The following is a 13340-nucleotide window of genomic DNA, read 5'->3' as shown; positions in this document are numbered from 1 at the left end:
ACGCGGCCGGTCTGTGCCGCCGATGACGGCGCGAAGGCGCGATCAGCATGCCGCCGCGGCGCATCGAGGCGGAACATGCGAGACGCAGGGCATGCCGCACGCGTTCGAGCCTGCGCACGCGCGCCGCTTTCCGCTCTGCGAAATTGGGCCGAATTGCGCTTGGATCGCGCGACGTCATGCGCGAGTATTTCGACCGCGACACGCGGATATCGCGAACACGCCTGGTCTATTTCGCCGTCGTCGACGGTTCTCCTGCCGCTCACTCCATGTCAACCGTTACGCTCGATTCCCCCGCGTGCCAGATCGGCACGTTCGTCAAGACAGGATCCCCGCAGATCATCGAAATTCTCGGTGGCGCGGGCTTGCACTTCGCCGTGATCGACGCCGAACATGCGCCGTTCGATCGCGCGCTGGTCGACATCATGGTCATGGCCGCGCGCTCGGTCGGCATGCCGCTGTTCATTCGAATTCCGGACCACCAGCCGGCGACGATACAGTCGGCGCTCGATCTCGGCATCTCGGGACTGCTCGTGCCGCATGTCGATTCCGTCGAGCAAGCGCGGGCCGTCGTGGCGCGCACGCGCTTCATCGGCGGCGAACGGGGCTTTTCGAGTTCGCCGCGTTTCGCGGGCTATGGCGCGCTCGGCATGCGCAAGGCGGTCGAGGCGGGCGAGGGGATCCCCGTCATCTGCCAGATCGAAAGCCGCGCGGGATGCGATGCCGCTCGCGAGATCGTCGCCGTCGACGGCGTCGCCGGCTTGTTCGTCGGCCGCGCCGATCTGGCCTTGTCGTTCGGATTGACCGATGCGCGCGCGCCCGATGTGATGTCGGCCACGGTCGATGTGCTCGATCTGACGCGCAAAGCGGGCAAGATCGCGGGCGTCGCGCTCGGCGATATCAAGGAGATCGATGAATTCACGGCGATGGGTGCGACGTGGTTCGTCGTCGGCTCGGATCAATCGCTGCTGCGCAAGGGTGCGTTGGCGCTGATGGGCGCCTGAGCTGCGATGCGTTCCGGTCTTCGCGCGGCGAAGACCGGAAAGCTGCGATAATTCCGGCATTTCGTTCAACGGATGGGGTGCCGAAGGGCCTGCCCGATCCGTTCGCCATCCCGTCATCGATGCCTGACCGCGATTCCTCCATCCGGGCCGTCGAGCGTGCCATCGTTTTGCTGCGTGCGCTCAACCAACTCCCCGTTTCGACACTCGATGGGCTTCACCAACTGACGTCGCTGCCCAAGCCGACGCTCGTGCGTTTGCTACGCACGTTCGAAGAGCTGGGTCTCGTCGCGCGCGGCGGTCGTCCGGGCGAATATCGGCTGCTCGACGGCGTCAACGCGCTGAACTCGGGCTATCACCACGTGCCGCGCGTGGTCGAAGTGGCCGCGCCGCTCGTGCGCGAGCTGACCGAGCGGATCAAATGGCCGATCGCGGTCGCGATGCTCGATGTCGACGCGCTGGTCGTGCGCTACAGCACGATTCCGTATTCGCCGCTCTCGCTGCTGCATTCGTCGATCAATATGCGTTTGAGCCTCGTGTCGCGCGCGCTCGGACGCGCGTATCTCGCGTTTTGTTCGCGCGAGGAGCAGGCGATGCTGCTTGAACTCGTGCGGCAGAGTCCGCATCCCGAGGATCAGATCGCGCAGGATCGCGGCGCGGTGCTCGCGATGCTCGAACAGACGCGCGCGCGCGGGTATGCGTTGCGAGACGGCGCGGTGCGTCCGGTTTCGGGCACGATTGCGGTGCCCGTCATGGCCAAGGAATTCGTCGCGGCATCGATCGGCATCACGTGGTTCTCGTCGGCGCTCAGCGTCGAACAGATCGTCGATCGTCATTTGGACCAATTGCTCGACGTCTCGCGAAAGATCTCCGAGCAACTCTGAGGGGTCGTACTGCGTTCGATGGTCGAGCGCCGCGATGCGAGCGCGGATCGCCGCAGGGGCGATCCGATTGCGCGCCGACGATCCGGCGCCTGGTGATCAGCCGATCCGGCGCCCCGGCGATCCGGCGATCCGGCGATCCGGCGATTCGGCGATCAGGCCGATGTCGATGCCTTCATGCGCGTCGCGTCGATGCGTGCGCGGGGCATCAGCGCGATGCAGAGCGCGCCGGCGATCGCGATCGCCGCGACGAAATAGAGGCCCGTGTAGATCTGGCCGGTCGTATCGGCGAGCCAGCCGATCGCAAACGGGCTCACGTATCCGCCGAGGTTGCCGACGGTCGCCATCAGCGCGATGCCGGCCGGCGCAGCCGCGGCCGACAGCAAGGTGCTCGGCATGGCCCAGACGACGTTGAAACCCGAGAGCGTGCCGGCGAGCGCGACCGAGATGCCGATCATCGACAGCACCGTATCGTCGCGGCACAGCGCGGCCATGACGAGACCGGCGGCTGCGCAGACGAGCGAGATGATCGAGTGCCAGCGGCGTTCGCGTTTCATGTCCGAATGCTGGCTGACGAAGAACATGACGACGCCCGCGAACGCATAGGGAATCGCGGCCATGAGTCCGTTCGATTTCATGCCGGCGACGCCGAGTTCCTTGATGATTTGCGGTAGCCAGAACGAGATGCCGTAGGTGAGGCTCAGCAAGGCGAAATTCGCACCGATCAAGCACCAGATCGTCGGGCTGAGCAAGGCGCCGCGATAGTCGTGGACGGCGCCATGACGCAGGCTGTCGGCCTGCTCGTCCTTGAGCTGGCGGATCAGTTGCGTGCGTTCCGATTCATCGAGCCACGCGACGTCCGAGGGGCCGTTGTCGAGGTAGAACCACGAGAAGATGCCGACCAGCACGGCCGGAATGCCCTCCAGAATAAACAGCCACTGCCAGTCGGCGAGACCGAGCGTGTTGTGGAAGGTCTGCATGATCCAGCCCGAAAGCGGACCGCCGACGAGACCGGCGAGTGCGATCCCGAGACTCAGGAACGATTGCACCTGGCTTCGCACGAAGCCCGGAAACCAGTAGGTGAGGTAGAGGATGAGGCCCGGATAGAAACCCGCCTCGGCGATGCCGAGCAGAAAGCGCATCGTGTAGAACGAGCTGGTGTCGCGCACGACGAACATGCAGATTTCGATGGCGCCCCATACGACCATGATGGCCGACAACCAGAGCTTCGCGCCGAGTCGGGCGAGCAGCATATTGCTCGGGATCTCGAAAATGCAGTAGCCGACAAAGAATATTCCGGCGCCGACGCCAAATGCCGTATTGCTCAATCCGATATCGGCCGCCATATGGAGTTTGGCAAATCCGATATTGATGCGATCCAGAAACGAAATAATGTACTGGATCAAAATAATCGGAAGAATGCGGTGCGCGACCTTATTAAAAAGCTTCCAGTCGTTTTCGGTCGCAAACGTCCGTCGGGCCAGGTAATACATATTGTCTCCATAATATCCGTCGCCCTTTCGCGGTGACGAGCGTGGGTCGTACTCTACGGCGCGTGGCGTGCGCGCACAACGCATTCACATTCACTTTTCGCAGAGCGAAATCTCGCGCGATGCCCGGCGCCGCGCCGCACCGTCGCGCAGCCGCGCGGCATGGCGCTGCGGCGCCTTTTCAAGCGACCGTCGAGGCAATCGTATCCGGACATTTCGTCGCTTTGAAACATCCGTATCAATCCTTCGAAACTCGATTTCGCACAGCGGAAAGCACGGAAACGCGAGTGGACGCTTGTGCATGAGTTCGGTAAAACGGCGCTCTACGAATTCCCGAGTGATTTCGATTCAATCGAATACGGGGTATTCGTCATATAAATCCAATAATCCGGCATGAATAGGAGACGTTAAAAAATGTTGGGTCGTCAATTCACGGGCGCTGCATTGTTGTGTTTGGCTACGACGGCGGCGCATGCCGATGTCACGTTGTATGGCATGGTCGATACGTTTGTCGATTATGTTGACGCGGGTCACGGATATTCGGCCGCGATGGGATCGAGCGGTCAGTGGGCGAGCCGTATCGGCTTGCGCGGCAACGAGGATCTCGGCGGCGGCTATGCCGCCACGTTCGACCTCGAGAACGGGATCAATACGAATAGCGGCGCGGCCGTCGATCCGACCGCCGCGTTCAATCGGCAGGCGTGGGTCGGCCTTGCGGGGCCGTTCGGCGAGGTTCGGCTCGGCCGGCAAAACTCGCCGTTGTTTATCTACGAGGGTCGCAGCGACGCGTTCGGCGCCGTGACGCAGGCGTCGGGGATCAACAACTTGAGCACCTATACGATCCGCACGAGCAATACGGTGTCGTATATCTCGCCGTTCATCATGGGTTTTCGCGCGAGTGTCTATGTCGGGCTCGGGACGGCCGGCGGTTATCGGTCGCCGGGTTCGAGCGTCGAATACGCGCTGATGTACGACAACGGTCCGTTCTCGGCCGGCTATGACGGTCAGGCTTACTACAACACGGCCGGCATGCCGTCGCGGCGTTCTTCATTCGGTTCGATCTCGTACAAGATCGCGCCCGTCACGGTGTTTGGCGGATTCAGCACGGCCAACTGGGAAGACGAAGGGATCAATACGCGGACGTATTCGCTGTCGGCGCGCTATGACCTGAATGCGGCGAGCTCGTTCGATCTGGGCGGCGCGTATATGCAGGACCGCACGCTCAAGAACAGCGACGCGTTTCAGCTCTCGGCGCTGTATGTCTACAACTTCAGCCGTGCGACGAATGTCTATGCTGCGATATCGTTCTTGAGGAATGACGGCATCGCGACGCAGACGCTCAACGGCGCGGCGACCGCGGGACCGACGCCGTTGCCGGGCGCCGATGTGCGCGGCGTGCAGCTCGGTATCGTTCATATGTTCTGACGCGTCGCCGAACGCCATCGAGGCGCGCGTCGGGTTTTCCATTTCATGGCAGGAGCAAACGGATTCATGAAGAGCTATCAGATAGTCGATTGGGGCAAACCGCTTCAGGCGGTGCTTGCTGAGCGGCCGACGCCGACGGGGACCGAGGTGCTGCTCAAGGTCGATGCGTGCGGGGTCTGTCATAGCGACGTTCACATTCGCGACGGCTATTTCGATCTCGGCGACGGCAAGCGCGCCGTGCTGGCCGATCTGGGGCTCAAGCTGCCGTTCACGCTCGGTCATGAAATCGCGGGTACGGTCGTGGAAGCGGGACCGGATGCGCATGTGCCGTCCGGGCGGCGCTTTGCCGTGTTTCCGTGGATCGGCTGCGGTGCGTGCGTACGGTGTCTGGGTGGCGAGGAGGTCAATTGCGAGACGCCGCGTCCGATCGGCACGCGGCGTCATGGCGGCTTCAGCGAATATGTGGTCGTGCCGCACGAGCGCTATCTCGTCGATTACGGCGACCTCGATCCGAACGTCGCGGCGGTTTCGGCGTGTTCGGGTTTGACTGCGTATAGCGCGCTTCGCAAGCTGACCGCGGCGAGCGCCGACGATGTGCTCGTGATTTTCGGCGCGGGCGGGGTCGGGCTCACGGCCGTGAATCTCGCGCGGCATTTGATTGCGTCGAAGATCGTCGTGGTCGACATCAACGACGAGCGGCTGTCGGCGGCGCTCGAGATGGGCGCCGATGCGGTGATCAATTCCGTCAACGATCCGAATCTCGATGCGCTCAAGCAGATCTCGTCGAGAAAGCCGCTGAACGTGGTCGATTTCGTCGGTGCGAGCGCGACGCTCAAGGCGGCGACGTCGATCATCGGCAAGGGCGGCTGCATTGTCGTCGTCGGTCTGTTCGGCGGCACGTTGCCGTTGTCGACCGCGTTGTTGCCGATGCGTCAGATGACGCTCCGGGGATCCTATGTCGGCACGATCGACGAGATGCGCGAACTGATCGAGTTGCTCAAGACGGGTCGTATTGCGCCGATCCCGATGACGACGATGCCGATGAGCGAGGTCAGCGGCGCGCTCGACGCGCTGAAGAACGGCACGGCGAAGGGGCGTCTGGTCGCGACGCCGTAATGCGCGTTCGTGCGATGGGTAGTCAGTCAGTCGAAGAGAGAACGATGAGTCAAGGTCAATATCGCGATACGCAGTTGTTTATCGATGGGCAGTGGCGTGATGCCGAGGGCGGCGCGACGCTCGATGTGGTGAATCCCGCGACCGGTCTGGTGATTGGCAAGGTCGCGCGCGCCGGGCTTCGTGATCTGGAGGATGCGGCGCGGGCGGCGCAGGCGGGCTTCGCGATTTGGCGTCGGACGCCGGCGCACGAGCGCGCGGCGTTGATGCGCAAGGCGGCTGGGTTGATCCGCGAGCGGATCGAGGAGATTGCGGCGTTGATGACGCGCGAGCAGGGCAAGCCGCTTGCCGAAGCGCGTATCGAGGTCGGCGCCGCGGCCGACGTGCTCGAGTGGTTTGCCGACGAGGGACGGCGTACGTACGGGCGCATCGTGCCGCCGCGCAATCCGAATGCGCAGCAGTGGGTGCTCAAGGAGCCTGTGGGACCGGTGGCGGCGTTTACGCCGTGGAATTTCCCGGTCAATCAGGTCGTGCGCAAGTTGTCGGCGGCGCTGGCGACGGGGTGTTCGTTTATCGTGAAGGCGCCTGAGGAGACGCCGGCGTCACCGGCGGAGCTGATACGCGCGTTTGCCGATGCGGGCGTGCCTGCGGGGGTTGTGGGGTTGGTGTATGGCGATCCGGCGCAGATTTCGCAGTACCTGGTCGCGCATCCGGTGATTCGCAAGATCACGTTTACCGGGTCGACGGCGGTGGGTAAGCAGCTTGCGTCGTTGGCCGGTCAGCATATGAAGCGGGCCACGATGGAGCTTGGCGGTCATGCACCGGTCATCGTGGCCGAGGATGCGGATGTCGAGCTTGCCGTGCAGGCCGCGGGCGGCGCGAAGTATCGCAATGCGGGGCAGGTCTGCATTTCGCCGACGCGTTTTCTCGTGCATTCGAGCATTCGCGAGACGTTCACGCGTGCGCTGGTCGCGCATGCGGAGCGTCTCAAGATCGGCGACGGGCTGACGCCGGGTACGACGCTGGGTCCGCTCGCGAATGCACGACGTGTGTCGGCGATGGTCAAGGTGATCGACGACGCGCGCGCGGTGGGCGCGAAGATCGAGACGGGCGGAGAGCGTCTCGGCGGCGACGGCAATTTCTTCGCGCCGACGGTGTTGTCGGACGTGCCGCTTGAAGCCGATGTCTTCAACAATGAGCCGTTTGGGCCGGTTGCGGCGATACGATCGTTTGATCGTATCGAGGACGCGATCGCGGAAGCGAACCGGTTGCCGTTTGGCCTTGCGGGATATGCGTTCACGCGCTCGGTGCGTACGGTTCATGCGCTGTCGCAAGCGCTTGAGGTCGGCATGCTCTGGATCAACCAGGGCGCGACGCCGTGGCCGGAGATGCCGTTCGGCGGCGTCAAGGATTCGGGGTATGGATCGGAAGGCGGACCGGAAGCGTTTGAGCCTTATTTGGTGAGTAAGGCGGTGACGGTGTTGGCGGTTTAGTTTTAGGGACGAGAGGAGTTGCGAGGGCGTGCGAGCGGTTGCGTTCATTGTTGGGTCGATGGACGCGGGTATGTTTGTGCGGGTGCCTCAGCTTGGTGGTTCGGCGTCGGTGTCGGCGCCTCCGCTAACCACCCGCTCCGCCTCGCTGGTATTGGGCTTCAGCGATACTGACTTCCTCGTCTATCCGATGCGATGTCCCAACCGCGGTGTTATATCTTTATCCGCCGTGAATGACCCAAAGAGACCGGTCGCATAGCAATGCCGGATCTCCGCGTCAGCGACGAATACATTTTCGTGGGGGCGACGTGTTCGATGAAGCGGTCGATACCGGTGGAAATGTTTATGCGGCGGATACGTTTAACAACGCTGTGAAGAAGGTTGCAGCGGCCTGCACGTTCGCGACCATCGCTTGCTTACGGACCCGGTGTGATTTCGCGAATCTCTTGGCCATCGTATTCGGCCACGTAGACATTGCCGCTGGCGTCGACCGCAACGCCATAGGGACCGTCGAACGCGGCGGCGGAGCCCGTGCCGTCCACGTCGCCGGGGGTCGTCGAGCCCGCCAGCGTGGTCACGACGCCCAAAGGCGTAATTTTGCGAATCTCGTTGTTACCGTAGTCGGCCACGTAGACGTTGCCGCTGGCATCGACTGCCACGCCAGCGGGATAGTCGAACGAAGCGCCCGAGCCGGTGCCGTCAGCCGAGCCCGAGGTCGTCGAGCCCGCTAACGTGCTCACAACGCCCGTAGGCGTGATTTTGCGAATCTCGTTGTTTCCGCTATCGGCCACGTAGACATTGCCACTGGCGTCGACCGCCACGCCCTCGGGACCATTGAACGAGCGGGCCAGTGTGCTCACGACGCCCGCAGGCGTCACGATGCGAATCTCGTTGTTACCGTGATCGGCCACGTAGACATTGCCGCTGACGTCGACCGCCACGGCACTGGGACCGGCGAACCTGGCGAGCGCACCGGTGCCGTCAGCCGCGCCGCCGGTCGTCGAGCCCGCCAGCGTGCTCACGACGCCCAAAGGCGTCACGATGCGAATCTCGTTGTTACCGTGATCGGCCACGTAGACATTGCCGCTGACGTCGACCGCCACGCCAGTGGGATCGTAGAACGAAGCGCTCGAGCCGGTGCCGTCCAACGCGGCGCCGGGTCCGGGCGAGCCCGCTAGCGTGCTCACGACGCCCGAAGTGATTTGGCGAATCTCATTGCTAAAGGAATCGGCCACGTAGACATTGCCACTGGCGTCGACCGCCACGCCACTGGGAAAGTCGAACAGGACGCCCGTGCCGGAACCGTTGGTCGATCCCGCGGTGCGCGGCTGGCCAGCCAAAGTCGACACCTGCGCTGACGCGGCCGCGCAGGTGACCTTGACTTGGGTCACCTTGGCCGTGGCCACACCGTTGTCGTTTGTGATCACGCAGTTTTGCCACATGGGCGACGTATTGATCGTGACCGCATAGGCTTGGTTGGGCGCGACAGGCGTGGCGAAGGTGAAAGCGCCATTGGCAGCCAATGTCAGCGTGTCGCCTCCGTTGTCGAGCAGCGTCATCGATTCGCTGGTCGCCAACCCGGTGATCGTCCCGCCGATCGTATAGGACGTTATCGGCGGCGTACTCGCAGATGTACTCGACGTCGGCGGCGAGTCGCCCCCGCATGCACTCAGAAGCAGACACAGCGACGCGAGCGTCATGGGCAAGTCCGCCATGCGCTTCACGCTCGCAAAGCTGGAACCGATTGGCGACAGATACCCCATAGACGTTCCCCGATAGGTCTTGAATTTGACTTGTTTGATGCGATGGATCGTTGAGGGCATGGGACGTTGCGCAGGCTTCGCGTGCCGGACTCGTCATCGCCTAGAAATTATTCCCCGTCCTTCGAATGCGGCATGACATGGTGTCTCGCATTTTCAAAATAAATCGGATGGGTGTTTGGAACGCACCAATGGGGGGAGCTCGGCAGGGGTGTTCGACCCGATGCGAGACCCATGCGCACGCGCGAAGATTCGAGGATTTAAATGTGTTAAACGCGTGTCCGGATCGCTTGCGGAAGCCGCCCCTCGACGTTTCGCACTAAGCGCCGCGGTTGGCCGACTGTCGCCTCACGTGACCTCTGTATTGGAAATGACCTGTAGGTAATTTTGAAAATTACCTGTGGGTGATTTTGAAACAGAGGTCTTATCGAGATGCTTCTTGCGGTCGCGCACTTGGACCGATCCGATATGCGATAAATCAACGGAATCACGGGATTCGATAGTGTTCCCGCTGTTGGCGCAGGTAAGACGGATGAACGTTGCGGATCTTCAAGCCCTCGTTCGTGGCGGTCTTGCATGTCGAGGCCGAGAGAAGATGTCGGGCCATGGGTAACTCCGTGTGGGTAACTCGTTTTTGGAAAAACCAAGTTACCCCGAAAAGTTACCCACACCAAACGTGGTAAAGCCTGCTACAGCTTGGTACACGATGAAACACTTGAAATCCGTGAAACCCTTTCTGGTATTGGCTTTGAGAGGGGTGGAAGCTAGATCTGACGGGGTTTCGAAGGGTGTCCTGGCGGAGGCGGTGTCTGTATATCAGCGTTTATTGGCGGGATATTCCGGGATATTTTTTAAAAAAGTACCCGACCAAGTACCCGGAAAAACAGATCATTTCGTCCAGCAAGACTCTCAGGGGTTCGATGATGTCGTTTCCGCCTCGCGCTCTGTCGAACACCGTTGTCCGCAGCGGGTTACGAGCCTTGAATTGGCGAAGGTTCCCGGAAAAGTACCCACCGACGATACGCATTCTGGTGTCGCTGCGTGTGAACCGGTGGGAACATTGGGAACAAGTTGGGCAGGTGATTGATTTGCCTGGATTAATTTGTTCCCAAGTTGTTCCCAACACATCTATATATGGGAACAAACTGGGAACGGTCCGCTAGCCCTCCATCGTTCGGCGGCCGACTCGTTCCGACCGAGCGTCGCTAAGCGGCCCAGTCTGGAACGCTACGCGCAAATGAATTCGCCGTGCCGCCTTTCGTCTGCGCGACGGAAGTGCTAGCAGATGACAATAAAGTGCTTCACCGGCGCAGATGATTTGTCGGAGTCATCAACCTAAAAGCGGATCAAACACATCGATATTGTTGTCTTTGCATAGCGCCTTTAGGCCTCTGTCCGACGTGACAAGTGTCAGCGAGTCACCTGCAGCCAGGGCTACTGATACTGTGCCCGCAACAAGTGCATCGTGAGATCCAAACGAATATCGGTGTGCGTGCTGTCGTAGAAAATCTTTCCCGCGATTCAACTCAGATTGACCCAAGGGAAGCAATGTCGCCTGGATGTCGCCGTTTTGATTCTCGATATCGTCCATCATTTTCTGCAAAGCCTTAAACACTTTGCCCTTCATTCGCGGTCGCCTTGCTGTATGGCAGATATTGATGCACGACGCAATTCCATCGTTTCCGGAGAAAAGTCTTCCGCACGATGTGTTGGCTTCGCTCACGCTTCCTCGTCGATATTTCCCAATCACGGAATGAATTTCCATTGAAACTATTTCCGGTAGAAAAAATTTCAAAACGCCATCTATTTTAATTTTTTCTTGAAGTCTTAAAAATGACTCTCCGCGCGGCATTTGAAATAAGATGGCATACGCATTCGTATCCAGCACGTACTTTCGCTGCATAAGACACCCGTTTATATATCTTTAAAAGTGTCCGGCGGGACGGAATTCAAAAGTTTCTCTCGCTCATCTTCTGTGAATGGATCGAGTATTCCCTTTATCTTATCCACGGTTTCCCATAGATCCGCCGACGCTCCTTTGCTTATGTAACCTTCTACACCAAGATTAATAAGCTTTTGCATAACTGGGGGATCTTGGTAATTTGTGTAGACGACTACGTCAATATAGGGGTCGATTTTCCGAATTTCTTCCAACGTTTGATCGCCAGTCATCCCCGGTAATTTCAGGTCTAGAATAATGAGATCAAATTTTCCATTATCCATAAGTTCGAGGGCGGCGTTTCCCTCGGACACCCAGGTCACGTCGATGCCCTCACTTTCAAGGGCTTGTTTGAGTACTTCGGCTGTTTTGCTTTCGTCTTCCACCAGTAGTACGGTGTTCATATTGAGTCCTAGCTTTGATTATCTGGATGATGAGGGATGTTGATAATAAACTTCGCTCCGTCACTGTGTTTTGAGTCGACAGATATGCGTCCCCCCAACATTTTTAATAAATTCCACACGATGAAGAGACCAAGGCCTTCTCCCTTTCCAGGGGGTTTGGTGGAGAAAAATGGGTCAAATATTTTGTTTCGATTGCCGAACGGAATGCCAATTCCGGAGTCGGAGAAGAGGACTCGAATTTCTTGAGCATTATTTTCAATCAATATGTCTATTTTGTTGTCTCGTGTTTCCTTTCGTTCGTTGATGGCATCGATAGAATTCAGTAAGAGATTGCTGACAAGTTGATCGAATTTAACGGGGTCGCCGGTCAACTGAATTGGATGTTTCGGCGATATATGCACCTTGATTTTTCCTTCCTGTAATCGCGGTTCCTCACCTTCGACGCGCTTGCGAATTCGATCCATAACGTCAAATTGCTCCACTACTCCGCGACTCGACGTAAGCGGAGCCAGTCTGCGGATGAGGCCGCCCATGCGTGCGGTCTCTTCCAATATGGAATCGAATACCTTCGATACGGCGTCGATAGACAGCTCCTTCGCGAATAATCGTCTATGGTATTGAATTGTGTATCGGATATTCGTTATAGGTTGGCCCAATTCGTGCGATATGCCTGTCGTCAGATCACTGATTGCGGCGAGTTGTTTCTGATGCTCCAACTGCGAGTAAAGCTCCAACTCCGTTTCGGCTACTTCCGCTGTATATTTCTTCTTGGCCGCTCTTGCGCCGCGAGGATACAGAGCTCCTTCCAGTCGTTTCGCCTCATCAAGCAAGCCGAAGCGAATATAAAAATTTCTAACGGTTCGAAGTACCGGTATGTTCGTAGCAAAACTCTTGTCTAGCGTGCGTAGTACACTTTGCACCATGTGAAAATCATTCTTGAATTCGAAATAATAAACGAATTCGTAGAGCACATTGAAATCGTTTGCTCTTATGAGCGCGGGATGCTCTTCGAGTAACGCATCAGCAGGCGCATAGTGTTTTTTTAGTCGGCAAATTCGGAAAAGAGATCTGATGGCGATTGAGTTAAGTTTTACCGATAAAAGTTCGGTAGTTACCTTTAGTGCTTTGTCTAAAAGGCCGAGCTTCTCGTAAGTCGAAACACAAAATAAATCAATTCGGTATGTTTTGATGCTGCGCGTGCGATTTAAGATATGCACGTCAAGAATGTAGGCGAGCTGTTGGGCGTTGTGCTCTTCAAATTCGCGTTCAAGCTTTACAAAGTTTTCGAACTTGGAGTCATCGCGCAGCAGCTTGATAAATTCGCGACTACGCTTATCCTCCATGTTGCCCAAGGGAAGAATTGCGTCGGGGCTTATAATTTTTTTTGCAGATTGGGCGACCGATACGTCAATTTTGGTTTCCTTGATTGCGTCCAAAAGCATCGCCGCATATTTCGACATTTGGTCGCGTGGAAGAGTCCGTCGAAATCTATGATAGCGAGTGGCAAAATCACTGATGAGTCGATGGCTCGGAGGAATAAGTGCAAGAAAGTCCGCCAATGCTACAAATGCAGTTTCGTGTGCGCCCTCTTGAAAGTGTAAGTCTGCAAGTATTTTTGCGAAGAAAAAATCTTGAGGCCATCTTGCTTTCGCGGCAATACAAATTTGTATTGCACCTGCCAAATTGCCGGCCACGCGATGCGTACGAATGTCTTCGACCGTGCGTTTTCGCTCGTCGCCAGCGGTGAAGTCTTGTGGATTGCGGTCTAGATTTTTCATTTTGGCATTAAAGAACGGCCTCGCACTATGCTACCGAACTTGATGCGAGCTGCACAGGAGAC

11 protein-coding genes are annotated in these 13340 nt (G+C 58.4%); 6 read left to right on the top strand and 5 right to left on the bottom strand.

The window, feature by feature from the left end; translation table 11 throughout:
- Positions 1-266 precede the first annotated feature (266 nt).
- Together D7S86_RS09745 and D7S86_RS09740 are read left to right on the top strand one after the other, a co-directional pair.
- A complete protein-coding gene (locus tag D7S86_RS09745; protein ID WP_121086112.1) occupies positions 267-1001 on the top strand; it encodes an HpcH/HpaI aldolase family protein in 735 nt (244 codons plus the stop codon).
- 77 nt (positions 1002-1078) lie between these two features.
- Positions 1079-1882, top strand: a complete 804-nt coding sequence (locus D7S86_RS09740) for a DNA-binding transcriptional regulator (RefSeq protein ID WP_240648063.1) — start codon at positions 1079-1081, stop codon at positions 1880-1882.
- 152 nt (positions 1883-2034) lie between these two features.
- Here D7S86_RS09740 and D7S86_RS09735 read toward each other — a convergent pair whose 3' ends face one another.
- Positions 2035-3372: an MFS transporter gene (locus D7S86_RS09735; protein WP_121085812.1), complete on the bottom strand. Its 1338-nt coding sequence runs from the start codon at positions 3370-3372 to the stop codon at positions 2035-2037.
- Between the two features lie 411 nt (positions 3373-3783).
- On the opposite strand from D7S86_RS09735, the gene D7S86_RS09730 reads away from it, so the two are divergent.
- The 3 genes from D7S86_RS09730 to D7S86_RS09720 all read left to right on the top strand — a co-directional run bounded on the left by D7S86_RS09730 (position 3784) and on the right by D7S86_RS09720 (position 7400).
- Positions 3784-4794 (top strand): porin, encoded by a 1011-nt coding sequence (locus tag D7S86_RS09730; RefSeq protein WP_121085810.1) that lies wholly within the window; start codon positions 3784-3786, stop codon positions 4792-4794.
- Positions 4795-4860: 66 nt separating this feature from the next.
- Positions 4861-5910 (top strand): alcohol dehydrogenase, encoded by a 1050-nt coding sequence (locus D7S86_RS09725; protein WP_121086108.1) that lies wholly within the window; start codon positions 4861-4863, stop codon positions 5908-5910.
- 44 nt (positions 5911-5954) lie between these two features.
- Complete coding sequence (locus tag D7S86_RS09720; protein WP_121085808.1) at positions 5955-7400, top strand: NAD-dependent succinate-semialdehyde dehydrogenase; 1446 nt, start codon at positions 5955-5957, stop codon at positions 7398-7400.
- A 413-nt stretch (positions 7401-7813) separates the two neighbouring features.
- Here the strand turns inward: D7S86_RS09720 and D7S86_RS09715 are convergent, their stop codons facing one another.
- Positions 7814-9220 (bottom strand): NHL repeat-containing protein, encoded by a 1407-nt coding sequence (locus tag D7S86_RS09715; RefSeq protein WP_205962781.1) that lies wholly within the window; start codon positions 9218-9220, stop codon positions 7814-7816.
- A 556-nt stretch (positions 9221-9776) separates the two neighbouring features.
- Here D7S86_RS09715 and D7S86_RS29065 point away from each other — a divergent pair.
- Positions 9777-10244 (top strand): hypothetical protein, encoded by a 468-nt coding sequence (locus D7S86_RS29065; protein ID WP_147432284.1) that lies wholly within the window; start codon positions 9777-9779, stop codon positions 10242-10244.
- Between the two features lie 243 nt (positions 10245-10487).
- Here the strand turns inward: D7S86_RS29065 and D7S86_RS29060 are convergent, their stop codons facing one another.
- The 3 genes from D7S86_RS29060 to D7S86_RS09695 are packed head-to-tail and all read right to left on the bottom strand — an operon-like array spanning position 10488 to position 13278.
- Complete coding sequence (locus D7S86_RS29060) at positions 10488-11045, bottom strand: hypothetical protein (protein WP_147432283.1); 558 nt, start codon at positions 11043-11045, stop codon at positions 10488-10490.
- 26 nt (positions 11046-11071) lie between these two features.
- Complete coding sequence (locus tag D7S86_RS09700) at positions 11072-11500, bottom strand: response regulator (RefSeq protein WP_121085802.1); 429 nt, start codon at positions 11498-11500, stop codon at positions 11072-11074.
- A gap of 8 nt (positions 11501-11508) precedes the next feature.
- Positions 11509-13278 (bottom strand): sensor histidine kinase, encoded by a 1770-nt coding sequence (locus D7S86_RS09695; RefSeq protein WP_121085800.1) that lies wholly within the window; start codon positions 13276-13278, stop codon positions 11509-11511.
- Positions 13279-13340 lie beyond the last annotated feature (62 nt).

Source organism: Pararobbsia silviterrae (assembly GCF_003628125.1).
GTDB classification, from domain to species: Bacteria; Pseudomonadota; Gammaproteobacteria; order Burkholderiales; family Burkholderiaceae; genus Pararobbsia; species Pararobbsia silviterrae.
This window is presented reverse-complemented; position numbering and strand designations above follow the sequence as displayed.

What these genes read in the sequence shown, in the direction of transcription:
- D7S86_RS09745 (WP_121086112.1), top strand. Translation starts at nt 267, where the DNA reads ATGTCAACCGTTACGCTCGATTCCCCCGCGTGCCAGATCGGCACGTTC.
- D7S86_RS09735 (WP_121085812.1), bottom strand. Translation starts at nt 3,372, where the DNA reads ATGTATTACCTGGCCCGACGGACGTTTGCGACCGAAAACGACTGGAAG.
- D7S86_RS09730 (WP_121085810.1), top strand. Translation starts at nt 3,784, where the DNA reads ATGTTGGGTCGTCAATTCACGGGCGCTGCATTGTTGTGTTTGGCTACG.
- D7S86_RS09725 (WP_121086108.1), top strand. Translation starts at nt 4,861, where the DNA reads ATGAAGAGCTATCAGATAGTCGATTGGGGCAAACCGCTTCAGGCGGTG.
- D7S86_RS09720 (WP_121085808.1), top strand. Translation starts at nt 5,955, where the DNA reads ATGAGTCAAGGTCAATATCGCGATACGCAGTTGTTTATCGATGGGCAG.
- D7S86_RS09715 (WP_205962781.1), bottom strand. Translation starts at nt 9,220, where the DNA reads ATGCCCTCAACGATCCATCGCATCAAACAAGTCAAATTCAAGACCTAT.
- D7S86_RS09700 (WP_121085802.1), bottom strand. Translation starts at nt 11,500, where the DNA reads ATGAACACCGTACTACTGGTGGAAGACGAAAGCAAAACAGCCGAAGTA.
- D7S86_RS09695 (WP_121085800.1), bottom strand. Translation starts at nt 13,278, where the DNA reads ATGAAAAATCTAGACCGCAATCCACAAGACTTCACCGCTGGCGACGAG.